Genomic DNA, 26,501 nt, shown 5'->3' with positions numbered 1-26,501 from the left:
AAACGTGGACGTTTGATTGTAGCAAGTCCGGCTACGGAGGCTTATCGTCTCGGTACTGCCAACCCACCTGCAGGAGCGTTGATGAAAACCGTCTTGATCACTGGATGCTCGTCCGGTTTCGGCCTCGAAATCGCCCGCTACTTTCTCGACCGCGACTGGAACGTCGTCGCGACGATGCGCACGCCGCGCGAGGATGTGCTGCCGCGGTCGCCGCGCCTGCGCGTGCTCGCGCTCGATGTCACGCAGGCGCAGAGCATACGCGAGGCCGTGGAGGCCGCCGGGCCGATCGACGTGCTCGTCAACAACGCGGGCATTGGCGTGCTGGGCGCGCTCGAAGGCATGTCGATGGAGACCGCGCGCGACGTGTTCGAGACGAATACGCTCGGCACCATTGCGCTCACGCAGGCGGTTCTGCCGCAGTTTCGGCAGCGTAAGAGCGGTGTCGTCGTGAACGTCACGTCGAGCGTGACGCTGCGCGCGTTGCCGCTGCTCGCCGTGTATGCGGCGAGCAAGGCGGCGGTCAACGCGTTCACGGAGTCGCTGGCGCACGAACTCGCGCCGTTCAATGTGCGCACTTGCGTCGTGCTGCCGGGCCGCGCGCCCGACACGCGCTTCGGCGAGAACGCGCAGCAACGCATGGAGGGCAGCATTCCCGAGCCTTATGTCGAGCTGGGACAGCGCGTGTTCGAGCAGTGGGCGCAGTCCACGGCGATCACGCGCTCGCAGGACGTGGCCGAGGCGGTCTGGCGCGCGGCGACCGATGCGGCGGCTCCGGCCCGCATCGTCGCGGGTGCGGATGCGCTGGCGTTGGCCGGGGCGCCGTGATCCCCCCGAACCGCTAGGGCTAAGCCGGTGCGAGCGCCAGATGTAGCGGCGCCTGCGGCCTTAGCGTCACGTTGAGCACGGGGCGCGGGGCCGCCATGCCGTTCGGCACCGCGAGCGTGTAGCGCTGCAAGACCATTGCGGCGATCACCGTCATCTCGGTCATCGCCAGATGCTGCCCCAGGCACACACGCGGACCCATGCCGAACGGCGACCACGCGCCGCGCTGGGCGGGCGCGGCTTCGCGGGCGAAGCGCTCGGGCTTGAATGCGGACGGGTCGGCGAACCAGCGCGCGTCGTGCTGCATCAACTGCACGGGCAGCATGAACAGCGTGCGCGCCGGGAACCGCCACGCACCGAGTTCCACCGCACGCGTCGCGCGGCGGCTGATGAGCACCGGCGCGGCGGGGTAGAGGCGCAGCGTTTCCTCGAGGGTTTGCGTCACCCACGGCAGCGCGGTGCGGACATCGGCGCCCGGCGCGCGGCCTTGCAGCACCTCGCTCACCTCCGCACGCGCGGCCGCTTGCGCCGATGGGTTCGAGGCCATGCACCAAGCCCACCATGTGAGCGTGGCCGCAGTCGTCTCGTGACCCGCGAGAAACGTCGTCATGCATTCGTCGCGCACCGCCTGCAGTGGCCATGTAGCCGCGTCTTCGCGATGAAGATGCAAGAGACGCGAGAGCAGGTCGTCGGGCCACGCGCTAGCGGAGAGCGCGAGGCGCGCTTGCAGATGCTGCTCGATGAGACCCTTCAGCACGCGTATGGCCCGTCGCTTCGCGCGCTTCCAGGGCATCCAGTCGGGTGCGCTGGCAGGCCAATAGAATTCGGCATTGGCGGCTTCGCTCGCCACCCGCACGGCGTCTTCGGCCTCGCGAGCCTGCGCGCCGACTTGCGCGGAGAACATCATCCGCAAGATCACGTCCATGGTCAGCGAGGTCAGCGCGTTTTCCACCGGCCAGCGCGCGTCATGCGACGGCCACTGCGCGAGCGCGGCCGCCGTTGCCGCCGCCACGCCCGGCACGAAGGCCTGCACGGTCTTCGGCGCGAAGCCGGGCTGCATCGCATGACGTTTGACGCGCCATGCATCGCCTTCGGATGTCAGCACGCTGTGGCCGTGTAGCTGCGCGAAGATGCTCGTGCCGCGTTCCCAGCGGACCAGCGCGTCGTGATGCGTGACCAGCAGGTCGCGCGCAAGCTGTGGGTCGGCCACCATGACCGCGTGTTCGGGGAAGGTGCGCACATGCACGACGTCGCCGTAGCTGCGCTGCCACTCGCCGAGCGTGCCGAGCAGGTCGCGGGACATGCGGCGCAACAGGCGCCAGCCGGTCAGGCCAGCGGGCGGGCCGGGCGGCCATGTGCCGGTGGGCGGGGGCGAAGGCGGCGTCCCGTCGCGCCTCGCATGGAAAGGACATTGAGCGGTCGATGGCGTTTTCATGCCACGCATTGCACACCAACGGCCGCCGCGCGTCTTGAACGCAAACGACATCGACGCTCTTGCAGCGCTCGCCTATACTGCGCGGTCATGTCCACCGCTACGCCTTCCAGCTCGATTGCTTGCCCCGACCGTTGGGCACGCGGCCCGCGCGTATTGCGCGGCGCCGAGCGTCCTCACGCGCGGCTCTATCCGCCGCCTGCGGCGTTGGCGGATGCCATTGTGGCCGTGGCCTGCCGCGACACGCGCGGCTTCGACCTGAACGACGCGCAACGCCTCTCGCATTTCCCGGCCTCGCCGCTCGTGTGCCTCTCGTGGTATCGGGACCTGGATGCCGGGCTCGTGGAATCGACCGCGAACGGGCCGCGGTGGCGGCCCTTCGGCACGGCGATCACGCTCTCGGGCAGCCAGTCGCAGCCCACCACGAGTTGGGCGCCCACCGCGGGCTTCGGCGGCATGGTGTGCTTCAACGCCGACGCAGCGAAGGCCTTGTTCGATCTCAATCTGGCTGCGGTCCACGACCGCTTTCTGTGCGCGCGCGAAACGCTGGGCCGCGAGTGGCTCGCGCTCCTCGACGCGTTGCTTTGCACTGCCGAAGATGCGCAGACGCTCGCGACGCTCGAAACGCATCTCGCGCCACGCTGGCAAGCTGTTCGCGGCCAGCGCTCCTCCGTTGCCACGCTGCGCCAGGCGGGCCGCCGCTGGGTGGGGCGTCTTGCCTGGCAGGCGCGCGAATGGGGGCGCACGCATAGCGCGCGGCAGGTGGAGCGGCGCATCAAGGCTTACAGCGGGCGCTCGCTGCGCGAGTGGCACTCGCTCGTGAAGGCCGAGGGCGCGTATTTTGCGGCAACGGAGCGCCTCGCCAACGGTCAGTCCTTCGACTGGGCGGCGTTCGCCCACGACGAAGGATTCGCTGATCAGGCGCACCTGAGCCGCACGACCCGCCGCATGACCGGCTTCTCGCCCACCGACTTCGCGCAGCGCTATGTCGAGGACGAGTCGTTCTGGATGTACCGGTTGTGGGTATGAGCGGGCCGCGCGCGCGAACCTAGCGGTCCACCCGCTGCTGCATCTGCGCCGGATACCGGTCGCCCACCACCTGGATCGCCTTGAGCGCCGCTTCGATGGCGGCGAGATCGCCTGCGCTCAACTCGAGACTGGCCGCGCCCATGTTCTCGTCGAGCCGCGAAAGCTTCGTGGTGCCAGGAATCGGCACGATCCACGGCTTCTGCGCGAGCAGCCAGGCCAGCGCGATCTGCGCGCGCGTGGCGCCTTTGCCCTCGGCAATGCGGCCCAGCACGTCGACGAGACCGGCATTGGCCTTGCGATTCTCCTCCGAAAAGCGCGGCACGATCATGCGGAAGTCGCTTTGATCGAATGACGTGCGCTCATCGATCGCGCCGGTCAGAAAGCCCTTGCCGAGTGGGCTGAACGGCACGAAGCCAATGCCCAGCTCCTCCAGGACCGGCATCACCTTGTGCTCCGGCTCGCGCCACCAGAGCGAATATTCGCTTTGCAGCGCGGCTACGGGCTGCACGGCGTGGGCGCGGCGAATGGACTGCTCGCCCGCTTCGGAAAGACCGAAGTGCTTCACCTTGCCTTCGCGGATCAGATCCTTGACCGTGCCCGCCACGTCTTCCATGGGCACGTTCGGATCGACGCGGTGCTGGTAGAAGAGGTCGATGCGGTCGGTCTTCAGGCGTTTGAGCGACGCTTCGGCCACCGCGCGGATGCGCTCGGGCCTGCTGTCCATGGGCTTTTTCGAGTCGCCGTCCTGAAAGCCGAACTTCGTCGCGATCACCACCTGGTCGCGAATCGGCGCGAGCGCTTCGCCCACGAGCGCTTCGTTGACGAAGGGGCCGTAGACTTCGGCCGTGTCGAAGAACGTGACGCCGCGCTCGAACGCCGTGCGGATCAGGCGGATCGCGTCCGCCTTTTCGGTGGCGGGCCCATAGCCGAAGCTGAGCCCCATGCAGCCGAGGCCCAACGCGGAGACTTCGAGGCCGTTCTTGCCGAGTGTGCGCTTTTGCATGTCTTGCTCCTTGAAAGCGATTGGACGGACGGCCCCCGTGTTCACGCGCGAGCCGCCTTCTACCCGATCGAGTGTAGGTTGCTGCATGCCGCTCAACAATCCCGCTAGACTTGCATGGGGTACTGAGGAAAATTCACAAATGGTGCGCACCGGCTTATCCGAACTGACGGCTTTCGTGACGATCGCCGAGCAACGCAGCTTTAGCGGCGCGGCGCGTGTGCTGGGCGTCTCGCCGTCCGCGCTCAGCCACACCGTGCGCAACCTGGAGGCGAAACTCGGCGTGCGTCTCCTGAACCGCACCACGCGCTCTGTGGCGCTGACCGAGGCGGGGGAGCAGTTGCTCAACCGCGTGCGGCCCGCCATGGCCGATCTCGAAGACGCCGTGAACGACGTCACGTCCGCGAGCAACCGGCCTTCGGGGTCGATCCGCATCAGCGCTTCGGAATCGGGGGCGCGCCCGCTCATTCGACATGTGTTGCCGGCGTTCCTCGCCCGCTATCCGGACATACGCGTGGAGTTCGTGGTCGACTCGCGGCTCGTGGACATCGTGGCCGGCGGATTCGACGCCGGCGTGCGCGTGCTCGAAGACGTGCCGCGCGACATGATCGCCATTCGCTTCACGCAGGACATGCGCTTTGGCGCGGTGGCCTCGCCCGCGTATCTGGCGCAGCATGCGCCGCCGCGCGCGCCGCACGACCTGGAGCAGCACCGCTGCATCCGCTTTCGTTTCGAGAGCGGCGCGCTGTTCCGTTGGGATTTCGCGCACCGCGGCAAGAGCGCCAGCATCGACGTGGACGGGCCGCTTACGCTCGGCAATCTGAACCTGATGGTCGAGGCCGCGCTCGCCGGGGTCGGCGTGGCCTGGGTGCCGGAGTCGCTCGTGGCCGAGCATGTGGCCGCCGGCCGGCTCGTCCACTTGCTGCCGGAATGGGGGCCGGTGTTTTCGGGGCTCTGCCTTTACTATCCGGCCAATCGGCATCCGCCCGCGGCGCTGCGCCTCTTTGCGCAGGCCGTGCGCGAATGGGCCGACCCGGCCGGCACGGCCGATGCCGCGCCGCAGCGCAAGACGCAAACGCGCTGAAATGAACCGGGCTGCAATGTATTGTGTCCCGCGCCTGCGCCGATACAGTGAGATACAAAGCCGCGCGCGGCATGCGGTATAAACCCATCATTCCCTGCATACGGAGTCCGAACATGCAAGCCGCTGGTTTTGCGGGCGGGGCGGCGATGAGCGCGCTGCACTGGCCGCGCACGCTGTTCGCGCGCCTCGCCCTGATCCTTTGTGTCGGCCTCGCGCTCGCGCAGTTGCTGTCGTTCAAGCTCACGATGACCGAGCGTAACGACGCCACCGCGAACATGATGACCAATTACATCTCGCGTGAAGTCGCCATCTCCGTGGCGCTGCTCGACCATCTGCCCGCGGCCGAACGCGCGGCGTGGCTGCCGCAACTCGCGCGGCGTACCTATAGCTTCATTCTCGGCCCCGGCACGCCAGGCGAGGCGCCCGACGCGAGCCGCTCGAAGGCCGTGGCGTCGGCCATTGCGGCGGGCATTGCCGACAAGTACGCGCTCACGACCAATTCGGTGCCCGGCGACGGCGAACGTCTGCAGATCCATCTGCGGCTTTCCGACGGCTCGCCGCTCACCATCGATTACCGCCCGGGCGCCGCGCTGCCCTTGTCGGGCTGGCTGCCGGCCGTGCTCGTCGCCCAGCTCGTCGTGCTGGCGGCATGCTGCTGGTTCGCGGTGCGCACGGCCACGCGGCCGCTGCACGAACTCGCACGCGTGGCCGATGCACTGGGTCCGGACCTGAAGGCGGAGCGCCTCGAGGAGGAAGGGCCTTCCGAAGTGGCGCGCGCGGCGCGCGCGTTCAACGCCATGCAGGAGCGCATTTCGGCGCACGTGGCCGAGCGTATGCAGATACTCGCGGCCATCTCGCACGATTTGCAGACGCCGATTACGCGCATGCGCCTGCGCGTGGACCAGATGGACGACAGCACGCAGGCGGAAAAGCTCGCGCAGGACCTGCACGAGATGGAGCAACTGGTGAAGGAGGGCGTGGCCTACGCGCGCACGCTGCACGGCACCGGCGAAGCGCCCGCCCGCGTCGATCTCGACGCGCTGCTCGACAGCCTCGTGTGCGACTACGTGGATGCGGGCTCGCCCGTGACCTTCGAGCGGCGTTTGAACGTGGCGATCGTCACGCGCGTGCAGGCGCTGCGCCGCATCGTCGGCAATCTTGTGGATAACGCGCTGAAGTACGGCAGCACGGCGGCCATTGAAGTGAGCGCGTCGCCGCGCGACAAGACTGTCACGATCTCGGTGCTCGACAGCGGCCCCGGCATTCCCGAAGAAGCGCTCGAAAAGGTGTTCGAGCCGTTCTACCGGCTCGAAACCTCGCGCAACCGGGGCACGGGCGGCACGGGTCTCGGCCTTGCGATCTCGCGCCAGCTTGCCGTGGCGATGGGCGCGCAGCTTACGCTGCGCAACCGGCCCGAAGGCGGGCTGGAAGGACGGCTCGTGCTTGGCGGCGCGGATGCGTGAAAGGCGGCGCGCCACGAGCGCGCGCCCATGTCGCTCACGCAAGCGGAATGAACACGTTGAACTGGCCTTCCTCGGGGTGGCGCGAGCGATGGCCCTTGCCCACGGTGTCTTCGCACAGCACGACCGTGCCCGGTTCGCAGTGGCGCGTGTCGCCGTCGCTCGTTTCGAACTCGACCCAGCCGGTCATCCAGATCACGAACTGACGAACCGGCGTGGTGTGCCAGTCCGCCTCCTTGAGACCGGCCGGCACCCAGCCAAAGCGCACCGCCTTCGCCTGCTCCCATGTCGAAAGATAAATGGGCGGGATGTTGGGAAAGAGCTCCAGCGGCGTGAGCGGGATATCGATGTCCTCGAAATGGGACTCACCCTGGGCGTCGGCGTAGATTCGCAGACATTTCATGGAGACCTCCTGGAGCCGTTCTATGAGTTTCGCTCGCTACAGCAAACGCGCATAAACAATGCCGGTTTGTTGCTCGACCGGCAGCGGTCATTGCCGGTCGCTTCAGGTCATGTCGGGTCGATGGGCGGCGCGCCGGATACGCGCTAGCGCACATTGTGGTCCCGAATCGGGTGGCGCGGTTGCGGGTTGTACGCGCCGTGTCGCGCGTTGTGCACTGCGATGTGCACTGCTTGTTGCACTGCGCTTTGAACTAATTTGCGAGCGCATTGCAATGTGTTGTGTCTTGCGGCGCGGTGGATACGGTGTGATACCGCGCCTCGCGCGCGCTGCGTTATCAATCAGCCAACGAAATCAATCGAGCGGAGGGCAATATGAGCACGTCGACCGGTACGACTCGCTGGACGGGTTCCTGTCATTGCGGTGCAGTAAAGTTCGAAGTCCACACGGCCATCGAGCCGGCGGGGCGCTGCAACTGCAGCCTGTGCCGCCGCAAGGGCGCGCTGATGAGCCCGATGTTCGAGGCTCGCGAACTGACGATTCTCGCGGGCGAAGACGCGCTCACGCTGTACCAGTTCAATACGCGCGTGGCGAAGCACTATTTCTGCAAGCACTGCGGCATTTATCCGTTTCACCAGACGCGAAGGGACCCGGCGCGCTGGCGCGTCAATCTCGGCTGCCTGGAAGGCGTGGACGTCTACGCGCTCGAAGCGTCGGTTGCCGACGGCGCGAGCCTTTCGGTCCTGGAGGACGCATGAAACGCCTGTTCGCGATCCTGTTCTTCGCGGCGAGCGGCCTGGCTGCGGAGATTGCCCATCCGGTGTACTGTTCGTGCATCGCGGAAACCCGTTCACGCCTCGCGCGCAAGGAGAAAAAGAACCCATGACGGAAAAGATCGATCACGTCCTGATCGTCGACGACGATCGCGGCATACGTGAACTGGTCGGGGCGTACCTCGAAAAGAACGGCATGCGCGTGTCGCTGGCCGCGAACGGGCGCGAGATGCGCACGGTGCTCGAGAGCGGCGCGCCCGACCTGATCGTGCTCGACCTCATGATGCCCGGCGACGACGGCCTCGTGCTGTGCCGCGAGCTGCGCGCGGGCAAGTTCCGCGCCGTGCCCGTGGTGATGCTCACCGCGCGCAATGAGGAGACGGATCGCATTGTCGGCCTCGAAATGGGCGCCGACGACTATCTGCCCAAGCCCTTTGCCGTGCGCGAACTGTTCGCGCGCATCCGCTCGGTGCTGCGCCGCACGCGCATGCTGCCGCCGGGCATGGAAGTGAGCGAATCGGCGCAACTGCTCGCGTTCGGCGACTGGCGGCTCGATACCACGGCGCGCCATCTGCTCGACGCCGAAGGCACGATCGTCGCGCTTAGCGGCGCGGAATACCGGCTGCTGCGCGTGTTCCTCGACCACCCGCAGCGCGTGCTCACGCGCGACCAGCTACTGAGCCTCACGCAAGGCCGCCAGGCCGATGCGTTCGACCGCTCGATCGACCTGCTCGTGAGCCGGCTGCGCCAGCGCCTGCGCGACGAGGCGCGTGAGCCGCGTTACATCAAGACGCTGCGCAGCGAGGGGTATGTGTTTTCCTCGGCGGTGACCACGGTCGAGGCGCCGGAGTAAGGACGGCGAGCGTCAGGGTTGAGCGAAGAAACGCAGCAGCGCTTCGGCAACCGCTGCGGGCTGTTCCTCCGGCAAGAAGTGGCCGCAGTGGGCGATCGTCGCGCCTTGCACCTCATCGGCGTAATCGCGCAGCGGACTCGCCATATCCGCAATCGAGCCCTGATCGGCGCTCAGCGCGAGAACGGGCATCCGCAATTTGCCTCGCTTGCTCAACTCGCGGTTCTGGCGCGCTGAAATATGGGCCGCGCGGTAGTAGGCCAGTCCCGCGCGCAATCCGCCTTCCTTCGTGAACACGCGCAGATATTCGTCGATATCAGCCTCCGTGAAGGTGTGCGGATTGGCCGTCTTGCGGCGCAGAAACCAGTCCAGGTACGCGCGCTCCTTGCCCGCTATCAGCAACTCCGGCAGATCGGCAACTGCATGGAAGGCGAAGTGCCAGGTGCGCCACGCGCGCTCGGGCGCAACGGGCAGCGCATCCGGCAGTGTGATGCCGGGAATGCCGGCGTCGAGCAATGCGAGCTTCGACACTTCGTCGCCGAATAGGGCCGCATAAGGATAAGCGACCCATGCGCCGACGTCGTGGGCGGCGAGATGGTGGCGGCGCGCTTCGAGCTTGCCGAGCAACGAATGCAGGGCAGTGGCGAGCGATTGTGTGTCGTAGCCGTCTTGCGGCCGGTCCGAGTCGCCCTGACCGGGCAGGTCGGGGACGATCACGCGGTAGTTTTGCGCGAGGAGCGGCATGACCTTGCGCCACGCGAACCAGCTTTCTGGGTAGCCGGCCAGCAGCACCACGGTCTCGCCTTCCTCTTTTCCGCCGATGACGTAGTGCAGGCGCGTGCCTTCAACGGTTTCGAAGCGATGCGCGAAGCCGGGGAGGATGGGGTCGGGCAGCGAGGCCGAACCGTGGTCGATCATGCGGGAGGGCGTGCTCATGACGTGAAGCTCCTGTGGTTGCAGAAAAACGCAGACATAAATTGGAAATAATCATTTCCAAATTGGCCAAAAAAATTTCAACGCAGCAAACGCATGGCTTCTTCAGCCGCGGCTAGCATCTCGCGCTGTGTGCGCCCGGATTTGCCGATCAAACGAAAGCCGTGGAGCAGGGCGAGCAAGGTGCGCGCCATGGCCGGGACATGAATTTCCGGTGCAACGGAGCCGTCTTTCTGGCCTTGCTGGAGGAGTTCGCGCAGCATCTCTTCGGTGCGCCGCATGGCGGCTTCGATGCGCGTGGCGATTTCGTCGTCGAAGGTGGCGAGCGCCGTGGCGCTTGAAACGACGAGACACCCGCGCCGGCCCTCGCTGCCATGCGACGATTCGGCGTAGAAAATGAAGATGACGCGAATCTTCTCGCTTGCTTTGGACTGCTTGTCGAGGCGATGGCGCAACTCGGCGTGGCGCGTGGTGACGTAGTGGTCGAACGCGGCGAGAAAGACGCCGCGCTTGTCGCCGAAGGCTTTGTAGAGGCTGCCAGCGGTCAGGCCCGTTGCTTCGCTGAGATCGCCGACCGACGTGGCGTGGTAGCCGCGCTCGCGAAACACGCGCACGGCGCCGTCCACGACGGTGTCCATGTCGAATTCGCGCGGGCGGCCTGGGCTGCGGGCCACGGGTTGGGATGGGTGCTCGGATGCCATGAGGGGGGATTATAGGAAATGTTCATTTCCTAATCAACTGCCTCATTCAAGACACCCTCACTCCACGCTCTCCCCCCGCCCCTTGTGCTGTGCCGCGAGCTTTTCCTGATGCGTCGGCGGCACCGGATCATAGTGGCTCAGCTGAATGCTGTAATTCCCATGCCCGCCCGCGAGCGAATTCAGCCGCGATTGATAGTCGTTAAGTTCGGCCAGCGGCACCTTCCCCGCAATGACCATGGCTTGCCCGCCCATCGTGCGCGTGCCGTGCACCTGCCCGCGCCGCGAGGAAAGATCGCCGATGATGTCGCCCATCGCGGCCTCGGGCGTCATCACCTCGATATCGACAATCGGTTCGAGCACGATAGGCTGCGCCTTCAAGACCGCATCGATAAACGCCTTGCGCCCCGCGGTAACGAACGCGACTTCCTTCGAATCGACCGGATGATGCTTGCCGTCATACACGATCACGCGCACGTCCTGCATGGGGAAACCGGCGAGCGGCCCGCTGTCGATCACCTGCAAGATGCCTTTTTCCACCGCTGGCATGAATTGCGAAGGAATCGCGCCGCCTTTCACGGCATCCACGAACTCGAAGCCCGCACCGCGCGGCAAGGGCTCGACGCGCAGCATGACCTCGCCGAACTGGCCCGCGCCGCCGGTCTGCTTCTTGTGGCGGCAATGGCCTTCGGCCTTGCCGCCTATCGTCTCGCGCCATGCGATCGTAGGCGGACGTGTTACGACTTCGAGTTTGTACTGATCGGTTAGCCGCTCCAGCATGTAGCGCAAATGCAGTTCGCCGAGCCCACGTACAACGGTCTCGTTGGTGCCCTCGGGGTGATCGATCTGCAGGCAAGGATCTTCCGCCGCGAGCTTTTGCAGCACTTCCCACACGCGCTGCTCGTTGCCAGGGCGCGCCGGTTCGATAGCGAGACCGTAGATCGGATTCGGAAACGCCGGTGGCGTGAGGTGGATGTTGCCGTCTTCGGGGGCGTCGTGCAGTACGGCGTCGAAGCCGATATCGTCGGCCTTCGCCACCGCGCAGATATTGCCGGGCCCCGCGCGTTGGACCTCCGTATGCTCCTTGCCCTGCAGCATGAGCAAATGCGCTACCTTGAACGGCTGCCGCGCGTTGCCGATATACAGCTGGCTGTCGCGCGTTACCGTGCCCTGATGAATGCGAAACACGGCCACCTTGCCGATATACGGGTCCATCACGATCTTGAACACATGCGCGAGCACGTGTTTATCGGCGTCCGGTTCGGCGCGCACGGGCTCCTTGCCTTCCTTGCCGTCCACCTCGCGGTAAAACAGCGGCGGATTGCCTTCGGTGACATTGGGCAAGAGCTTCACGAACACGTCGAGCAGCTGCGCGATGCCCGCGCCCGTCGCCGTAGAGGTAAAGCACACCGGCACGAGATGCCCTTCGCGCAACGCACGTTCGAACGGCGCGTGCAGTTGCTCGGGGCTGATGGCTTCGCCCTGTTCGAGGTACAGCTCCATCAACTCGGGATCGAGTTCGATCACCTGGTCGATGAGTGCATTGTGCGCGGCTTCCACCGAATAGAAATCGGCCTCGCCCGCGGGGTTGAAAAAGCAGTCCACCACTTCACGTCCGCCTTGTGCAGGCAGATTGATCGGCAAACACGTCTTGCCGAAGGTCTCCTGTATCTGCGCAAGCAGTCCAGGTAAATCGACCTTCTCCGCGTCGATGCCGTTCACGATGATCATCCGGCACAGCTTGCGTTGCTGCGCGTACGCCATCATGCGCGTCGTCGTCATTTCGATGCCGGTGCGCGCGTTGACGACGATGGCCGCCGTTTCCACCGCGGGCAGCGCGCTCATCGACATGCCGGCGAAGTCGGGGTAGCCGGGCGTGTCGAGCAGGTAGATGCGCGTGTCTTCGTGTTCGAAGTGGGCGATGGCGGAGTTGAGGGAGTGGTGATATTTGCGTTCGAGGGGATCGAAATCGCAGAGGGCGGTGCCGCGATTCACGCTGCCTGGCGCGTGCAGCGCGCCGCCCTGGTGCAGGAGCGCTTCGGCAAGCGAGGTCTTGCCGCAGCCGGCATGGCCGACCAGAGCGATCGTGCGGATGGCTTCGGGACTGTAATCCATTTGTCGATCCCTTGTTGTGCAAGTTGATCCAGGGTGGCCTACAATCTTTCTGTAATTTCACTGTATAATCAATATGTTGTCAACATGGTTGGCCTGATGTGTTCCATTTTGATCCGACTGCTGCCAAGTATCTTATGGTGGGCTAGATGGTGGGTCAAATTCGTGGGGAATGCCCTATGCCCATGCTTACCGACCGTGCGCTACGCAACATGAAACCCGACGATGGGCCGCTCACCGATAGTCAGGTGCCCGGACTGATGATCCGCCCCAATGCCAACGGCGGCAAGTGGGCGCTGCGCTATGTGAGTCCTACGACGCGGAAGCGCCGAGAAATGGGATTGGGCGTGTACCCGTCTACGTCGCTGCGCGACGCCCGGCTACGCGCGCTGGCGATGCGCAGCCAGATCGATAGCGGCCACGACCCAATCCAGGAACGTAGACGCGAGCAGGTCATCACCGAGCGGGAGGCGAATGTACCTACCTTCCTGCAGGCCGCCGAGAAAACGCACGAGAAGGCTAAGAGCGGCTGGAAGCACGCCGAAGGTAGAAATGCGCGGCGGTGGCTAGGTAGCGTAAAAATGCACCTCGCGCCGCTGCTGGAGCGTCGCGTCGATACCCTCAAGCCGCGCGACTTTTCCGATGCGCTAGCGTCTGCGTGGATTGAGTGTCCGCGTGTCGCGGATAATGTCTTTCAGCGCGCTAGTGCGATCATGGAATGGGCTTTCGCTGCGTACCCGGAGCACGTGATGTGTAATCCGGTGCCGAGCGCGCGCGCCTTGCTACCGAGCCGAAGCGCGCGGCAGTCGAAGCCCAAACATCACCCCGCGATCCCGCACACCGATGCACCTGCGTTCGTACGCGCGCACCTTACGGACATCGAGCCGCACGAGGTGACGCGCGCGTGCACGTTCGCGCTGCTGCACACGGCGGTTCGCCCGGCCGAGGCGCGCGGCATGGAGTGGGGAGAACTTGATCTTGATCGGGCGCGGTGGCTGATCCCCGCTGAGCGGATGAAAGGTGGCGTCGAACATGATGTGCCGCTCGTCCCCGAGGTGGTCGGCTTGCTGCGCGCGATGCGCGAGATTAAAGTGCACGATCGGTACGTTTTCCCGAACGTGACCAACACCGGGCCGCTTTCTGACGTGGACCTGCAGACATTCTTTCGGGAAACGGGCGTTGTGTCGGATACCCCGGGCCGCACGCCTGTGCCACATGGATGCCGAGCGTGCTTTCGCGGTTGGGTTGATGCCAACGGCTATGATCCCAGACTTGGCGAGCGCCAGCTTGCACACCGGCCACGCGGAGAGACAGCGGTGGCATATCAACGAGATACGATGTTTGTGCGCCGGGCGATTCTCATGGGCGCATGGACGGATTACCTGCACGGGCGGCCAGCGGCAGGTGGCAACGTGATCCCGCTTAACGTGAGCGCAGCGGCATAAATGCCCCTGGTCTTGTGGACACTGCCAGGCTGCTTCGGATTGAATCCGAGAGCGAGTTGATGCCGGAGTGTCATTCCCGAAAATGATTGAACGTCTCCAGTCGGACGGGAATTGTTGCGACCCCTTCAGGGGTGAGAGTTCGGTCTGTCCATTCAAAGTCAAGTGCTTCTCTCGGTACGAAAAGCCGGAAAATGCCGGTTTTTCCTTTCACTTTCCCATGCTGCGCGTTGGCGTGATCAACGTCACGACGCTTCTCACATACCCGTGCCCGGCAGGGCGTAAGCGCCGGCACTATTTGGCGTACTTGCATGCAGTTCGCATACGCGGCATGACGCTGACCATGTCACATGTACACCGGAAAAGCGGTTTACTTATTTGTCTATAGTATGGTTTGACCGGTGGCGGAGTGAAGACCGCCGTCAGGTGATTGCGCCAACGTGAACAGCGCTAGCGCGTGGGAGGTTGTATGGGTTTCGACCGTCAGCAGCTGGAAACCTTAGCCGCCGTCGTCGAGTTGCGGCATTTCGGACGAGCAGCTAGCGCGTTGAATATTACTCGCGGCGCGGTATCCCAGCGAATCAACGCGCTTGAGGAGTCTCTCGGGACGCCATTACTAGTGCGTGACGGGGCGGTACCCACCCCCGCGGGTGAAGCGCTTCTGAGGCATATCCAGGTGCTTCGGACGCTCGAATCCGACACGTTGAAGCAAATCAAGCCGGAGGCGAGCGAGCGTACGCGCGTTGCCATCGCGGTCAATGCCGATTCGCTGGCAACCTGGTTTGAGCCCGTCGCGTGCGCTATAGCAAAGGAAGAATTCGTCCTTGAACTCATTGTCGAAGACCAGGATCACACGTTGCCCATCTTATCGAGGGGGGAGGCGATGGGATGCGTTTCGACGCAAAGTTCTGCGCCGATTGGATTCGTAGCTGAGCCGATCGGAGCTATGGAATACGAATGCGTCGCCCGTCCAGCATTTGCACAAACCCACTTTGCCCACGGCCTCGGTTTGCACAATATCCTGGCCGTGCCCGCTGTTCTATTCAACCGCAAGGATGGTCTGCACGCCCTGTTCTTGGAGCATTTGCTGGGTTTCCCCGTAAGTGGCTATGCAACCCATTATTTTCCGTCGCCGACAGCTTTGCTCGCTGCCATTCGGGCCGGGGTCGGCTACGGTCTCGTGCCGTCCTTGCAGGTTCAGGCGCTGAAGGAATCGGGCGATCTGGTTGCCTTGGCGCCGCGCCGCAAGATACTAGTCGACTTGTATTGGCATCATTGGGAGGTAGCGCCGCCCAACGCGAGAGCGATCAGTGAAATTGTGATGTATCACGCTCGTCGGAGCCTGTTTCAGTTGTCCTCTGCGTCATCTGATAAGGGAGAAGAAGGCGCCGCTGGGATATGAGCGTCAGCCACAGCGAGCGTTTCGGATGTTCGGAATCGCGGAGCCCTGAGACACTGTGGTTGTGGTGCGCAACTGCTAGTACGAGGGAAACAAGTAACGAGAGAAGTGCGCTGGCCCCAGATGGTAGCGAGATCACGCCTGCCCAGCGTAACAAGTAACAGCTCAGTGCTATTCCGCACCCTGCCGCCATCGATGTATTTGCCGCGACATCGCATATACGCAAGCGCAGCAGCCTGAGAACAAGCAGCGGGCCGACTGCCGCAAGATAGACCATGTTGAGATCGACCATCATGTCGACGAGGTTTTGCCCACGAGCTGCCACAAGCAAACTGAAGACGACGGGCAGGATGCGTGATGAGATGGGCCGCCGAACGGTTGAGGGTCCAATTGCAGAGACTACTTCTGACATGGCGCACAGGATCGCACACCCAGCGCCGAGGGTCGAGGCACTCAATAACACGATGACAACGCTGGAGGCCACACTATCCGACAGGCTGTGCATGAGCAGTATCGGAACAACCTGTGCGGGGTCACTCACCTCGCCTAAATGCCAGAGCGATCGGGCGGCGATAACGGCCGAGGCGGGCAAAAAGCCGATGACGAATACAAATCCGGCTGCGAGGATGCACCCCATACGAGCTGCGCTCGGTTTATCCGCTGCAATGACAAACTGTTGGTAGTCGGCACCGCAGATTACCATCGCAACTACCGACGTCACGGTGATCCCAATTCGGCCAAGCGAAGTTTGTCGCGTTGCATCGGCGAAGAGTATCGGGGCGTGCAGCCAGATACCAATTCCCCCGGTTTCGAGCAATGCGCAGACGAGCATGGCACAGCAACCCAGCATGCAGATGGCTAATCCCACTGAAAGCCATGAGAGCCGGACGAGGGATATGCCTACCAGGATGCTGGCGATCAACGGAAGCACGACAGCCTCGGGCAGGCCTGACAGAGCGAGTATCGCTGATCCCCCACGGATTTGTGCACTGAGCGCACCCGTCATCCAGATGAGAGACAAAAGCGCTGCGCCGTGACTAACTGAAGGACCGTAGAGTTGACCGAACAAACCCCAGATGGATCGCCCTGCGTTCCAAAGCGTGGATGAGCATACTGCAAGTATGGCGAGTCCCAGCGCGCTGGCAACGGCGTAAAGGCAGCCAATCATGCCTTGGCGTAAAGCAATCTCTCCCGTTCCCAAGAGAAATCCGATGCCGCAACTAGTGGATGCCAGCATGCTCGCGACCTGTCTCGTATTCAGTGAGCGCTCAGGCATGATTCGCTCCCCATCCGTCAACTCCGGCATGGGTACCGTTCAAGTACGTGTGGCAAATTATTGCGCGTTGGATGAACAACGAGTTCTGTATCAAATAAGCATGTACGTGAGGTAGACGGTAGTACGGAATATGCGGGAATAAATGGTGTGTGAGGTGGTATCCATTGTGATGTGGATGGAGCAGAACAGACAGCAAACCGTGAGTGGGGATCTCTCTTGTGTATTGGAAGATTCCCACCGGTTTCAGGCCGTAGTGATCCGTCATCTCTCGAAAGACCGTGATAGCGTGAAAGATTGTGCCTTTGGCGACTATCCAGAGTACGAGCGACAACCACGCCATATGTATACCTAAAAAGATTGCGATCAGGATTTCAAATAAGATCCACCAAAAAACAATAGCCGACCATTGGCGCCACGCGAGTCGCCGACCAGTCAAATGTCCAAGGAGCGAGCCCTCCCAAACCGGATATGCAAAGAGCACGTGGGAGTAAACATTGAGCCAGTGGTCATCATCCGCGACGGTACAAGCAATAACGTCAGGATCATGAACAGCATCACCGAGCCAAGCATGATGCTTTGCGTGTTGACGGCGGTAAAACGCCAAGCTGTTGAAGAGCGGAGCCGCGAGCAGAATCCCGGCGAGCACATCGTTGATATGGCGCCATGGACTGAGATTTTGATGGCTGGCTTCATGGAGCAAATTACCAAGTGCCCTCTGCCGGTTTCCGATAACAATAATGGAGAGCGGCATAGCCCAGAGGCCGATTCGGTAGGTTGCCCAGACAGCGAGGCCGATGATGCCCCAGTCAAGGACGATATCTCTGACTGACCGCCATGTACTCGCCGTTACCGCAGGAAAATTTTCTCTCAAGGTTGATTGTAAAATCACTTGATCGGCAATAACCGACGCTGTTGGGGTTGTCCACATCACACTCTCCTTCCGATGAGATGTACGCCCCGAAGGTTCGGACTCTTAGTTCCGTTCGTAAGACAAAAAGAAGCGATGACGGGATCATAGGAAGCCAGCGGCATAATGGAAGGGGCAATCAGAACTGCTATCCGCCGGTTAGACTTTCTATACGCATATGCGTATCGATTGAGTTAATGGCATAAAGCAAGCAGGAACATAGGAGGGCAAGACATTGGGCGAAATCGATCTTGCAAAATTGTGCGCGACAATGAAGCCGGTGATGGCGCCGGCAGTGTATGTCTACTGCTCGTTTCCCGAATTCAATATTCCGACGGGCTTGCCTTGCTTGTGCACCTTCCGGGAAAGCGAGGGACTGACCGCGATTGTCGAGCGTACGGAGGCTCAGCGTTTGGGCGTGTGCTACACGTACGCTGCTCGCCTTATTACCCTCTCTGTGCACTCTAGCCTTAATGCAGTTGGTTTCATCGCGGTGATTAGTCGGACGCTCGCAGAGGCGAAAATTCCGTGCAACATCATTGCCGGCTATTACCACGATCATCTTCTCGTGCCAGTGGATCAGGCGGATGAAGCGATGACTCAACTGCATGAGATCTCGACTTCCGCGCTATGACGCAACGAGCCAGCCAAATGAATCACATCGGGTTGGCGTGACATTGCCGACCTGTTACTTTTTCTATTCAGCCGATAGCACTTCTTCAGTTCGCGGATTTGCCCTTGCGGTGTACGCGATCGCCCAATAAATTGAAAGAGCCAAAGCGATGACCAGTTAGTAGATGGCGGAATCCCGACATTAAATCCTTGCGCGCCGTGAGAAGTTACTTGATTTTGTGAGATTCCGTCGAAGTCCGATGGGAATTGAGATTTGGATACCTGCAAATTATGGTGCTTCATTCTCTCGCTTGTAGAAGCACTTTTGTGATGTAGATGAGTGATGAGCCTACCAGGACATCCTATCCGAGTGTGTGGGTTCCAAGTCTTTGCCTGGGCATCGATCAACTCCGCCGAGACCCAAAGGAGGAGGTATGTCCGAATCGACCGACCATCAAAGTCTAAAGTTGAAGAACTCTGCGACGGCGTCTGACGAGGAGGTTTTGCGCCGAAGCGCTGAGGTATCTCAGGCTGCGGTGTTGCGTCTCACGGGGCGCTTGAGAGGACGGGATCGCCGCATCCAGCTCCTGGAACGTGCATTGGCGCGAACAGTGGTTATGCACCACATATGGGCGGTGCATTTGGAGCGCAAACTGGATCGTACGCCGTCAGAAGCCCTAACTGGACTACCCGATTGCGTACCGGTGCGCGCCCAAGAGGTAACGAAAGGTGTTGTCGTACATCTGCCTCACGTGACCCAGACACTTGCTGCTCTCTTCGAGGTGATGTGGTCACACTGGTCTGACTGGGACTCGGAACGCCCTCCGAAGTCTTCTACAGTTGCTCGTGCTATTGACGAGAAACTCGGGTTAAAGAGTCAAGCGAACGGTGAGGCCTCACGGAGCGCACAAACGTTCGCCGCGGCATTGCGCCCGGATTCGGTCAACGAGGTCGACGGTCGTCATCGATGACACGCTCTTCTCGACGGAATCTTCCGACGGCGTGACGGAATTGTCCGTCTGACGCCTCTGATGCTTGAATGAGACCCATGCAGCAACTCTTTCGAACAGGACAGCGGGAGGTTGGCCATGTCGGTCCAGTTGAGGGGAGCAGGCGCAATACTACGGCGCGGGCAGGTCGAACGGGAAGTCGGACTAAAGCGTTCGACGATCTACCAACGGATGCAGGAGGGCACGTTCCCGCGCCCGATCCGCCTCGGCGAGCGCGCGGTGGGCTGGCGTGCATCGGATATCGAGCGATTTCTTGAGGACCCTGCCGGGTATCGCGTTTCATCGCCAGCTAAGGGCGGCGAAGATGTGTGAGCGTGCCTCACAGCGATCTCTCGACGCGCGGCTCGATAACTGGGCGAGCGCTGGCCGTGGTCCGTACGATCCGGTTGATGCGGGTCATATCGAACGCGCCTGGCGGCGACTGGCTGTGCGTCACCGCGATCTGTTGCGCATGGTGTATCTGTGGCGAGCCGGTCGCGAGGTGATCTGTCGCCGGCTTGGGATCCCAAGGTCCCCCTTGCGCCGGTATGAGCTTGAACTGTCATCCGCGAAGCAGGCGCTGGCGGATCTGCTGGTGGAGAAACCATGAATTGAGGTGTCCGGAATGCCGGAGCGACGCGCGGCCGATCAATGCGGCACGATCTCGCTGCGGCGGCAGAGCCCCGGAAGTAGTTCGACAACCTGTTCCGGCCGACGTGTGAGATGCACGGCCGAGTACGCATAAGCGGCCCCGACGTATCGACGGATGCGTGTGAGCATGATGGTGGTTTTCCGGTCCTGGACCTGCGTTCGCAGGTCCTTCTGTGCCTGATCCTGACGACTGACCCCCTTGAACCCGCGGTCTGCCTCCCAGGCGCCGCTGGTTCCTTTTTCGCCTATCCGGTTCGACAGCTCGGCGCTGCATCGATGTGAGGAAACGAATCATGAATTTTTTTCGGTTGAAAGCGGATGCAGCGCGGTTATGTGCGATGCGCAGCATCGTCCGTCGGTGGACGCTTGCCCTGACATTGGTTGCCGGTACGTCAGTTCTCGCGCCTGGCGTGGCGCATGCGGACGACTGGGGCTGTCAGGTGCTGCTTTGCCTGTCCAACCCGGGCGGCCGGGAGCAATACGGCGCGCGCGTGTCACCGATTGAGCGACTCTGGAGTGCGCTGCGCCATGGCGATTCGGTCCCGACCTGTGACTTTGGCACAGGCGGCTCGCAGGGAACATCCGCGACCAATACCTTCGCGGGTGGTGGGTATTGCAGGGAACACCTCCTCTACTGGGGCGGCCCGGAGCAGAGCGAACTGCTATGCGGTGCTACTGGCGCGATCAATGTCGACATCGACAACCAGCTTTATACCCGCGTCTGGTGGGATGTTGCGGGTGCAGGATCGACCGTCACCGAGTATTACGGCACAGGCAGTACGCAGGTGCCGTCTCAGGTGCCTTACGACCCATCGCGGTCTGCTGTTCTCTTCCTGCAGCAGAGCGAACAGCAGAACAGCGCCGGCGGCGGGGGGCAATGATGCTGCTCGATTTCACCGCCCTTGTGCAACAGTGCGCGCCCCGGGTCTCGCCGGTCACGATGGCTTCGATCGTGCGGACGGAATCTGGATTCAATCCCTATGCGATTGGCGTGGTGCACGGTCGACTGGTGCGTCAGCCAGCGAACCAGGCTGAGGCCGTGGCCACTGTCCGCGCGCTTGTGGCAGGCGGCTGGAACTTCAGCGTCGGTCTCGCTCAGGTCAATCGCGCGAACTGGGCGGCGTATGGCCTGAACGAGCAGAGCGCCTTCGATCCGTGCCGCAACCTGGCGGCGGGAGCCGCGGTCCTTGAGGGCTGTTTTACCGCAGCGCGCCTTGCGCAAACGGATGGCCGGCGCGATCCACAGGCTGCGCTGCGCGCAGGCCTGTCGTGCTATGCGAGCGGCAATTTCTCGACGGGGTATCGCACCGGGTATGTGCAGCGTGTGGTCGATAACGCCAACTTGCCCGCGTCGATTCCCTCACAGACCGTCGTGCCGGCGATTGAGCCGATTCCGGTTGTTCCAGTCGTTCCGGTTGACCGGGCCGTGTCCGCAGCCCGGACGTCGTCACAACCGGTGAGGCATCGGCTTCCGGATCCGCCGGATACCGCATCCGGCACGAATGCCGACGACTCAGGCGATAGTGCGGTGGTGTTCTAGCCCGGTCTCCCTTCGATAGCAAATTTAGTTCAGTTGGAAAGGAGTTTGTCATGAATTTAGGAATACTTATCAGAAAGAGGAAAGCTGAACGCGTGCCTGTCACGCTGTCTGACCGCTGGATAGCGCGGTGGGCGGCTGTCGTCGCGACTGCGCTGTTGTTGGCGTCGCCCGCCTGGGCGCAGCTGTCGCAGGTCAATACGCTGCTGAGCACGATCCAGACGACCCTTCTGGGTGTCGGCGGTGTGATCTGCTCGATTTCGATCATCTGGGCGGGCTTCCGGATGATGTTCCAGCATGCCCGGTTCGGCGACATCGCGAACGTGTTCATCGGCGGTCTTTTCGTCGGGTGCGCGACCGTGATTGCCGGCATGCTTATCCCGACGAGCTGATCCGGGGCTGTCAACCATGAACCCGATCATGAATACGCTCAGGGATCCCGTCTTCAAGGGATGCACGCGGCCCGCCATGCTCTGGGGAGTGCCGCTCGTGCCATTCCTCATGGTCGGCGGCGGCATGCTGATCCCGGCCATCTGGGCACTGCTTGCCACCCCACCGCTTGGTGTCGGGCTGCTGTTCCTGATGATCCCGGTGTTCGTCGCCATGCGCGCCGTTACACGCCGCGACGACCAGCGCCTCGCGCAGTACGCACTGCGCCTGCGCATGGTCCTGGGGCAGGGTAATCGTGGCTTCTGGGGTGCGCGCGCCTATGCGCCGGTTCGCCTGAAGAGGAGGGGCCGACATGCTGGCTGATCCGACACGCGGCGCCGTTTCAAAACGTGAGGTGGCGCTTGCCGACTACATCCCTTACTCGACGCACGTCACCGATCAGGTGATCAGGACGCGCGAGGGCGATTACCTGCGGATCTGGAAGCTTGCCGGGATCGCATTCGAGGCCGCCGATCCAGTGGACATCCTCGTGCGCCGTGATGGATTCAACCAGCTGGTGCGTGCGCTGCCCGGTGGTCACGTCGCACTCTGGACACACCGGCTGCGCCGGCGTGTCTCGGACCACTTTGCGACGCCTTACGGCAACCGCTTCTGCCAGGAGCTGGCCACCCGCTACTACGGGAGCTTCGCGGGTTACCGGATGATGGCCAACGAATTGTATCTGACGCTTGTCTACCGCCCCAACCGCACGAAGCTTGGGCGTGTCTTCAGTCGCGCGGCGCGCCGCACACGCGAGGACATCCGGCGTGACGAGCAGGAAGCGCTGAAAGTGATGGACGAGCTCGGTGCCCAGGTCGAGTCGGGGCTGAAGCCCTACGACCCGGTGGCGCTCGGGGTCTATCGCAAGTCGAGTCCTTTCATGAAGCGGCCGCGCCGGTATTCGTCCGCGCTGGAACTGCTCGGCTATCTCGTCAACGCTGTCTGGGAGCCAGAGCCAGTCCCTGCCGGAGCGATCCGTGAGGCACTGCCGACCTCGCGCCTGTTCGTCGGCGTAGAGAAGGTCGAGATCCGCATGCCAGGCGCGACGCGTTACGCCGCGCTGCTCGACCTGAAGGACTATCCCGAAGAGACCGAGCCGGGCATGCTCAACGGCCTGCTGTATGGCGACTTCGAGTATATCGAGACGCAGAGCTTCACCATCCTCGACAAACCCGGTGCGAAGGAAGCGCTGGAGCGCCAGCGCAACCAGTTGATCGCCGGCGACGATGTGGCTGTCTCCCAGGTCGAGGCGATGGACCGGGCACTGAACGATCTGATCAACGGCGATTTCGTGCTGGGCGAATATCACTATTCGCTCGCGGTGCTGGCTGATACGCCCGCGGCAGTCTCGAAGCACGTTGCGAAGGCCCGCACGCAGCTTGCCGACGCCGGATTCCAGACTGCGCTGATTGACCTCGTGGCGGACGCCGCATGGTTCGCGCAGTTGCCGGGCAACTGGCGTTACCGGCCGCGCGAAGCGAAGCTGACGTCCCGCAACTTTTGTGGCCTGTCCAGTTTGCACAACTTCGCGACCGGCAAGCGCGACGGCAATCCGTGGGGCGAGGCGATCACGATCGTCAAGACGCCGAGCGGGCAGCCGCTGTACCTGAATTTTCACGTCACGCCGGAGAAGCAGGATTCGGCCGACGAGAAGGCGCTTGCCAATACCCAGATCATCGGTCAGGCCGGTGCGGGCAAGACGGTGCTCGAACTGTTCCTGCTCGCGATGGCGACGAAATTCGGGCTGACCGCGGTGCTGTACGACAAGGATCGCGGCACCGAGATCGCGATCCGTGCGATGGGCGGCATTTATACCGTGTTCCGCCGCGGCGAGGCGACCGGACTCAACCCTTTCCAGATGACGCCGGACGAGTTCGTGCTCGACTTCTGGGAGCGGCTGGTGCGCAAGCTCGTCGATACGGGTTTACCGCTGTCCGCGAAAGACGAACTCGACATCTCGCGCGCCGTGCGAGAAGTTGCCCGCATGGAAAAGTCACTGCGGCGCCTGTCGATGGTGCGACAACTGATGCCGAATGTGGGCGAGAACAGCCTGCACGCGCGTCTCGCGAGATGGTGTGCGGGTGGGCGTCTGGGCTGGGTGCTCGACAACCCGACAGACACCGTGAACCTGGCACGCGCGAATCTCTTCGGCTTCGACGATACTGAACTGCTGGACGATGCGGAAGTCTCGACGCCCGTCACGATGTATCTACTGCACCTGACGGAAAGCCTGATCGACGGCCGGCGCTTCATCTATGTGATGACCGAATTCTGGAAGCGGCTGGGTGACCCGGTCTTCACGGACTTTGCGAAGAACAAGCAGAAGACGATCCGCAAGCAGAACGGGCTCGGCATCTTCGATACCCAGTCGCCGGCTGACGTGCTGAGTAGCGATATCGCACGGGCGCTGATCGAGCAAAGCGCAACCTTCTTCTTCCTGCCGAACCCGCGAGCCGACTACGACGACTACGTGCACGGCTTCAAGCTGACTGAAGCCGAATTCAACATCGTGCGCAATCTCGGTGAGAACAGCCGCATGTTTCTGGTCAAGCAGGGGCACCGGTCGGCGATCGGAAAGCTCGATCTCGCGGGGCTCGGGGATGTCCTCGATGTCCTTTCAGGTACGAGCGACAACGTCGAACTGCTCGACAAGATCCGCGCCCAAGTTGGTGACGACCCCGACGTATGGCTACCGGTCTTCCATGCGCAACTGGCGAAGCGCCGGGCGACGCAGGCGACCCGTGCAGGAGGTGCGCGATGAGTGGCCTCTTTACCGCGATCGGCGGCACGCTCGAGAACGGCATGTCGACCTACGTGACGAACGTCTCGTCGGCGCTGTCGGGCGCGCTCGTTCCCGTCGTGACGACCGCCGTCACGATCTGGGTCGTCGCCTATGGTCTTGCGATTGTGCGTGGTGAGGCACACGAAGCCGTACCCGCGTTTGCCTGGCGAGGATTGAAGGTGGCCACCATCCTCGCGTTTGCGCTCGGCAGCGGCATCTACCAGCAGCAGGTCGTAACGGCCGTCAGCGGCGCGACGTCGGGCCTTGCCCAGACGATCCAGAACGCCGCCAACACCACGGGTGGCGGCAACCCGGGGTGTGGATCGGTGAGCGGCAGTAGCGTGACTTCGACGAGCGCAACGAGCATCTACCAGACACTCGACTGCTATGACCAGCAGATCGATCTGGTTCTGGATGCCTATTCCGAAAAGGCGACCCACGAGGGGCTCAGCCCAAGTGGCCTCGCTGCCGCCATCGGCGACATTGTTTGCGGGTTCATCGCGGCGGTCGGCGGTTCGATCTTCCTGATCGTGCTCGCGTTCGAGGTGGTGATGGGTCGCATGCTGCTTGACCTGGTGCTCGGGATCGGTCCGATTTTCATTGCCTGCGCGGCATTTGCGCCGACCGCGCGCTTCTTTGAGGCGTGGACCGCGAAAGTCGCGAACTATGCGTTGCTGCAGGTACTGGTGGCCGCTTTCCTGGGGATGGCGCTGACGGCGTTCTCGACCGAGCTCGCGCCGTTCCAGGTGACAACGTCTGCGCCCGGTGCCAACGCGGCAGCGCTTGTGGCGGCGAGTCAGGCAGCGCTCGAAGCCGCGTCGGCCTGGGGGGCAGCGCTCGGCATGTTCGCTACCGCGAATTTCCTTGCGATGGTCGGCTGGCAACTGCCGTCGGTGGCGTCCGGCCTGTCCGGTGGCGCCACCGTGTCGGGCTTCGGCGCGTTCGTGGCGGGTGTGGCGTCGCGGCGCCTCGCGACCGTGATCGGGCAGGTATTAACCCGCGGCGGGAGCGGTCCGCGTCCCGGTGGCACGATCCGTGACCGGACGGGTTCCGGCGGCGGACCGGGAAATTCTTCAGGTGGCGTGGCGCCAGCTTACCAGCGCGCCGCGCACGCCAATCTCGGACAGCAGGGTAGTTGAGAGAGGTGATCAAGATGAAGACACGATTCAAGATAGCCGCTGCTGCGCTCTTCTGGGTGGCAGTTTCTCCGGTGAGCTATGCCCAGGGCATTCCGGTGTTCGACGCGCAGAACGTCGCCCAGGCCATTGCGACGGTGCTCCAGCTTGAGCAGGAGGTTCAGCAGGAGATCCAGATCTACCAGTCGACGGTCGGCACACGGGGCTTTGGTGCGCTGCTAAGCAATCCGGTGGTGGCGAATTCGCTACCGTCGAACTGGCAGGGCGTCTACACGGCAGTGCAGAACGGCGGCTACGCGGGTCTGACCGGAAGCGCGCAGGCGCTGCGTTCGGCCAGCGAGATCTACAACTGCGAAGACCAGGCCGGCATCGACCAGCAGGTGTGCCAGCGGGCACTGAACAAGCCCTTCCAGGACAAGGCGTTTGGCCAGCAGGCGTATCAGACGGAACTGCAGGAACTGAACCAGATCCAGAGCCTGATGCAGCAGATCGACGTCACGCAGGATCCGAAAGGTATTGCCGAACTGCAGGCGCGCGTCCAGACCGAGACCACGGCGGTCGGTGACGAGATGACCAAGCTGCAGCTCTTCCGGATGCTGGCCGATACGGAAGACCGGCTCGTCGCGGAGCAGCAGAGCGAACTGGTATTGAGTCGCGCGGGCAATACCGTCCGGCTGCAGGACCAGATGGTGCCGGCGTCGTTCGGTAACTGAGGAGGCGATTATGAAAAGATTTTTGGCTGGGTCGC

The 26,501-nt window shown here is 62.9% G+C and carries 26 protein-coding genes; 18 read left to right on the top strand and 8 right to left on the bottom strand.

The genetic code is table 11. From position 1 onward, the window contains the following. The first annotated feature begins 81 nt into the window (after nt 1-81). Entirely contained in the window at nt 82-825 is a 744-nt protein-coding gene (locus tag U5A57_RS02655) for an SDR family oxidoreductase (RefSeq protein ID WP_321907947.1), read from the top strand. 19 nt (nt 826-844) lie between these two features. On the opposite strand, the gene U5A57_RS02650 is transcribed toward U5A57_RS02655, so the two are convergent. Then, nucleotides 845-2,257 (bottom strand): cytochrome P450, encoded by a 1,413-nt coding sequence (locus tag U5A57_RS02650; protein ID WP_321907945.1) that lies wholly within the window; start codon nt 2,255-2,257, stop codon nt 845-847. 87 nt (nt 2,258-2,344) lie between these two features. Between U5A57_RS02650 and U5A57_RS02645 the strand changes: the two genes are divergently transcribed. Continuing rightward, nucleotides 2,345-3,283, top strand: a complete 939-nt coding sequence (locus U5A57_RS02645) for a helix-turn-helix domain-containing protein (RefSeq protein WP_321907943.1) — start codon at nt 2,345-2,347, stop codon at nt 3,281-3,283. 19 nt (nt 3,284-3,302) lie between these two features. On the opposite strand, the gene U5A57_RS02640 is transcribed toward U5A57_RS02645, so the two are convergent. Continuing rightward, nucleotides 3,303-4,286 (bottom strand): aldo/keto reductase, encoded by a 984-nt coding sequence (locus U5A57_RS02640; protein ID WP_321907941.1) that lies wholly within the window; start codon nt 4,284-4,286, stop codon nt 3,303-3,305. A gap of 139 nt (nt 4,287-4,425) precedes the next feature. Here U5A57_RS02640 and U5A57_RS02635 point away from each other — a divergent pair, with 139 nt between their 5' ends. Both U5A57_RS02635 and U5A57_RS02630 read left to right on the top strand, forming a co-directional pair. Then, nucleotides 4,426-5,367, top strand: coding sequence for a LysR family transcriptional regulator (locus U5A57_RS02635; RefSeq protein ID WP_321907939.1), 942 nt, complete (start codon nt 4,426-4,428; stop codon nt 5,365-5,367). A gap of 113 nt (nt 5,368-5,480) precedes the next feature. Continuing rightward, nucleotides 5,481-6,830: an ATP-binding protein gene (locus U5A57_RS02630; protein WP_321907938.1), complete on the top strand. Its 1,350-nt coding sequence runs from the start codon at nt 5,481-5,483 to the stop codon at nt 6,828-6,830. A gap of 34 nt (nt 6,831-6,864) precedes the next feature. Here U5A57_RS02630 and U5A57_RS02625 read toward each other — a convergent pair whose 3' ends face one another. Beyond that, nucleotides 6,865-7,230 (bottom strand): hypothetical protein, encoded by a 366-nt coding sequence (locus U5A57_RS02625; RefSeq protein WP_110383838.1) that lies wholly within the window; start codon nt 7,228-7,230, stop codon nt 6,865-6,867. Nucleotides 7,231-7,601: 371 nt separating this feature from the next. Between U5A57_RS02625 and U5A57_RS02620 the strand changes: the two genes are divergently transcribed. The 3 genes from U5A57_RS02620 to U5A57_RS02610 are packed head-to-tail and all read left to right on the top strand — an operon-like array spanning nt 7,602 to nt 8,853. Beyond that, entirely contained in the window at nt 7,602-7,985 is a 384-nt protein-coding gene (locus U5A57_RS02620) for a GFA family protein (RefSeq protein WP_321907936.1), read from the top strand. Next, nucleotides 7,982-8,113, top strand: coding sequence for a hypothetical protein (locus U5A57_RS02615; RefSeq protein ID WP_321907934.1), 132 nt, complete (start codon nt 7,982-7,984; stop codon nt 8,111-8,113). The genes U5A57_RS02620 and U5A57_RS02615 overlap by 4 nt, the downstream gene beginning before the upstream one ends. Then, nucleotides 8,110-8,853 carry a response regulator gene (locus U5A57_RS02610; protein WP_321907932.1) on the top strand — a complete coding sequence of 248 codons (744 nt, stop codon included), beginning with the start codon at nt 8,110-8,112 and terminating at the stop codon, nt 8,851-8,853. Before U5A57_RS02615 ends, U5A57_RS02610 begins: the two co-directional genes overlap by 4 nt. Nucleotides 8,854-8,865: 12 nt before the next feature. Here U5A57_RS02610 and U5A57_RS02605 read toward each other — a convergent pair whose 3' ends face one another. The 3 genes from U5A57_RS02605 to fusA all read right to left on the bottom strand — a co-directional run bounded on the left by U5A57_RS02605 (nt 8,866) and on the right by fusA (nt 12,596). Then, a complete protein-coding gene (locus U5A57_RS02605) occupies nt 8,866-9,786 on the bottom strand; it encodes an alpha/beta hydrolase (RefSeq protein ID WP_321907930.1) in 921 nt (306 codons plus the stop codon). A 77-nt stretch (nt 9,787-9,863) separates the two neighbouring features. Beyond that, complete coding sequence (locus tag U5A57_RS02600) at nt 9,864-10,421, bottom strand: TetR/AcrR family transcriptional regulator (RefSeq protein ID WP_321907928.1); 558 nt, start codon at nt 10,419-10,421, stop codon at nt 9,864-9,866. A gap of 120 nt (nt 10,422-10,541) precedes the next feature. Continuing rightward, entirely contained in the window at nt 10,542-12,596 is a 2,055-nt protein-coding gene (gene fusA, locus U5A57_RS02595) for an elongation factor G (protein WP_321907927.1), read from the bottom strand. 176 nt (nt 12,597-12,772) lie between these two features. Between fusA and U5A57_RS02590 the strand changes: the two genes are divergently transcribed. Both U5A57_RS02590 and U5A57_RS02585 read left to right on the top strand, forming a co-directional pair. Further along, nucleotides 12,773-14,038 (top strand): tyrosine-type recombinase/integrase, encoded by a 1,266-nt coding sequence (locus U5A57_RS02590; RefSeq protein WP_321907925.1) that lies wholly within the window; start codon nt 12,773-12,775, stop codon nt 14,036-14,038. Nucleotides 14,039-14,504: 466 nt separating this feature from the next. Then, a complete protein-coding gene (locus U5A57_RS02585; RefSeq protein ID WP_321907924.1) occupies nt 14,505-15,437 on the top strand; it encodes an HTH-type transcriptional regulator ArgP in 933 nt (310 codons plus the stop codon). Here U5A57_RS02585 and U5A57_RS02580 read toward each other — a convergent pair. Beyond that, on the bottom strand, nt 15,343-16,710 hold the full coding sequence (locus U5A57_RS02580; protein ID WP_321907922.1) for a hypothetical protein: 1,368 nt from the start codon (nt 16,708-16,710) through the stop codon (nt 15,343-15,345). The genes U5A57_RS02585 and U5A57_RS02580 overlap by 95 nt on opposite strands. Beyond that, nucleotides 16,703-17,638: a fatty acid desaturase family protein gene (locus U5A57_RS02575; RefSeq protein WP_321907921.1), complete on the bottom strand. Its 936-nt coding sequence runs from the start codon at nt 17,636-17,638 to the stop codon at nt 16,703-16,705. Before U5A57_RS02575 ends, U5A57_RS02580 begins: the two co-directional genes overlap by 8 nt. A 214-nt stretch (nt 17,639-17,852) precedes the next feature. Between U5A57_RS02575 and U5A57_RS02570 the strand changes: the two genes are divergently transcribed. From U5A57_RS02570 to virB5, 9 genes are all read left to right on the top strand, one after another. After that, on the top strand, nt 17,853-18,251 hold the full coding sequence (locus U5A57_RS02570) for an ACT domain-containing protein (protein ID WP_321907920.1): 399 nt from the start codon (nt 17,853-17,855) through the stop codon (nt 18,249-18,251). Between the two features lie 1,066 nt (nt 18,252-19,317). Beyond that, nucleotides 19,318-19,551 (top strand): helix-turn-helix transcriptional regulator, encoded by a 234-nt coding sequence (locus U5A57_RS02565; protein ID WP_321907919.1) that lies wholly within the window; start codon nt 19,318-19,320, stop codon nt 19,549-19,551. Nucleotides 19,552-20,162: 611 nt separating this feature from the next. Next, nucleotides 20,163-20,750: a hypothetical protein gene (locus tag U5A57_RS02560; RefSeq protein WP_321907918.1), complete on the top strand. Its 588-nt coding sequence runs from the start codon at nt 20,163-20,165 to the stop codon at nt 20,748-20,750. After that, nucleotides 20,747-21,409, top strand: coding sequence for a lytic transglycosylase domain-containing protein (locus U5A57_RS02555; RefSeq protein ID WP_321907916.1), 663 nt, complete (start codon nt 20,747-20,749; stop codon nt 21,407-21,409). Before U5A57_RS02560 ends, U5A57_RS02555 begins: the two co-directional genes overlap by 4 nt. Before the next feature lie 50 nt (nt 21,410-21,459). Continuing rightward, nucleotides 21,460-21,798, top strand: a complete 339-nt coding sequence (locus U5A57_RS02550) for a TrbC/VirB2 family protein (protein WP_321907914.1) — start codon at nt 21,460-21,462, stop codon at nt 21,796-21,798. 16 nt (nt 21,799-21,814) lie between these two features. Further along, nucleotides 21,815-22,159, top strand: coding sequence for a VirB3 family type IV secretion system protein (locus U5A57_RS02545; RefSeq protein WP_321907911.1), 345 nt, complete (start codon nt 21,815-21,817; stop codon nt 22,157-22,159). Further along, nucleotides 22,149-24,596, top strand: a complete 2,448-nt coding sequence (locus U5A57_RS02540; protein ID WP_321907909.1) for a VirB4 family type IV secretion/conjugal transfer ATPase — start codon at nt 22,149-22,151, stop codon at nt 24,594-24,596. Before U5A57_RS02545 ends, U5A57_RS02540 begins: the two co-directional genes overlap by 11 nt. Further along, on the top strand, nt 24,593-25,756 hold the full coding sequence (locus U5A57_RS02535) for a type IV secretion system protein (protein ID WP_321907907.1): 1,164 nt from the start codon (nt 24,593-24,595) through the stop codon (nt 25,754-25,756). The genes U5A57_RS02540 and U5A57_RS02535 overlap by 4 nt, the downstream gene beginning before the upstream one ends. 14 nt (nt 25,757-25,770) lie before the next feature. Next, entirely contained in the window at nt 25,771-26,466 is a 696-nt protein-coding gene (gene virB5, locus U5A57_RS02530) for a P-type DNA transfer protein VirB5 (protein WP_321907906.1), read from the top strand. Nucleotides 26,467-26,501: the final 35 nt, after the last annotated feature.

Source organism: Paraburkholderia sp. J11-2 (assembly GCF_905220185.1).
GTDB lineage: Bacteria > Pseudomonadota > Gammaproteobacteria > Burkholderiales > Burkholderiaceae > Paraburkholderia.
The sequence above is the reverse complement of the archived record's forward strand: the minus strand, read 5'-3'. Positions and strand labels throughout refer to the sequence as shown.

Coding starts and splice junctions, on each gene's coding strand:
- U5A57_RS02645 (WP_321907943.1), top strand. CDS start 2,345: ATGTCCACCGCTACGCCTTCCAGCTCGATTGCTTGCCCCGACCGTTGG.
- U5A57_RS02615 (WP_321907934.1), top strand. CDS start 7,982: ATGAAACGCCTGTTCGCGATCCTGTTCTTCGCGGCGAGCGGCCTGGCT.
- U5A57_RS02590 (WP_321907925.1), top strand. CDS start 12,773: ATGCCCATGCTTACCGACCGTGCGCTACGCAACATGAAACCCGACGAT.
- U5A57_RS02620 (WP_321907936.1), top strand. CDS start 7,602: ATGAGCACGTCGACCGGTACGACTCGCTGGACGGGTTCCTGTCATTGC.
- U5A57_RS02555 (WP_321907916.1), top strand. CDS start 20,747: ATGATGCTGCTCGATTTCACCGCCCTTGTGCAACAGTGCGCGCCCCGG.
- U5A57_RS02635 (WP_321907939.1), top strand. CDS start 4,426: ATGGTGCGCACCGGCTTATCCGAACTGACGGCTTTCGTGACGATCGCC.
- U5A57_RS02605 (WP_321907930.1), bottom strand. CDS start 9,786: ATGAGCACGCCCTCCCGCATGATCGACCACGGTTCGGCCTCGCTGCCC.
- U5A57_RS02575 (WP_321907921.1), bottom strand. CDS start 17,638: ATGTGGACAACCCCAACAGCGTCGGTTATTGCCGATCAAGTGATTTTA.
- virB5 (WP_321907906.1), top strand. CDS start 25,771: ATGAAGACACGATTCAAGATAGCCGCTGCTGCGCTCTTCTGGGTGGCA.
- U5A57_RS02640 (WP_321907941.1), bottom strand. CDS start 4,286: ATGCAAAAGCGCACACTCGGCAAGAACGGCCTCGAAGTCTCCGCGTTG.
- fusA (WP_321907927.1), bottom strand. CDS start 12,596: ATGGATTACAGTCCCGAAGCCATCCGCACGATCGCTCTGGTCGGCCAT.
- U5A57_RS02585 (WP_321907924.1), top strand. CDS start 14,505: ATGGGTTTCGACCGTCAGCAGCTGGAAACCTTAGCCGCCGTCGTCGAG.
- U5A57_RS02545 (WP_321907911.1), top strand. CDS start 21,815: ATGAACCCGATCATGAATACGCTCAGGGATCCCGTCTTCAAGGGATGC.
- U5A57_RS02560 (WP_321907918.1), top strand. CDS start 20,163: ATGAATTTTTTTCGGTTGAAAGCGGATGCAGCGCGGTTATGTGCGATG.
- U5A57_RS02535 (WP_321907907.1), top strand. CDS start 24,593: ATGAGTGGCCTCTTTACCGCGATCGGCGGCACGCTCGAGAACGGCATG.
- U5A57_RS02580 (WP_321907922.1), bottom strand. CDS start 16,710: ATGCCTGAGCGCTCACTGAATACGAGACAGGTCGCGAGCATGCTGGCA.
- U5A57_RS02655 (WP_321907947.1), top strand. CDS start 82: ATGAAAACCGTCTTGATCACTGGATGCTCGTCCGGTTTCGGCCTCGAA.
- U5A57_RS02565 (WP_321907919.1), top strand. CDS start 19,318: ATGTCGGTCCAGTTGAGGGGAGCAGGCGCAATACTACGGCGCGGGCAG.
- U5A57_RS02550 (WP_321907914.1), top strand. CDS start 21,460: ATGAATTTAGGAATACTTATCAGAAAGAGGAAAGCTGAACGCGTGCCT.
- U5A57_RS02600 (WP_321907928.1), bottom strand. CDS start 10,421: ATGGACACCGTCGTGGACGGCGCCGTGCGCGTGTTTCGCGAGCGCGGC.
- U5A57_RS02650 (WP_321907945.1), bottom strand. CDS start 2,257: ATGAAAACGCCATCGACCGCTCAATGTCCTTTCCATGCGAGGCGCGAC.
- U5A57_RS02610 (WP_321907932.1), top strand. CDS start 8,110: ATGACGGAAAAGATCGATCACGTCCTGATCGTCGACGACGATCGCGGC.
- U5A57_RS02630 (WP_321907938.1), top strand. CDS start 5,481: ATGCAAGCCGCTGGTTTTGCGGGCGGGGCGGCGATGAGCGCGCTGCAC.
- U5A57_RS02625 (WP_110383838.1), bottom strand. CDS start 7,230: ATGAAATGTCTGCGAATCTACGCCGACGCCCAGGGTGAGTCCCATTTC.
- U5A57_RS02540 (WP_321907909.1), top strand. CDS start 22,149: ATGCTGGCTGATCCGACACGCGGCGCCGTTTCAAAACGTGAGGTGGCG.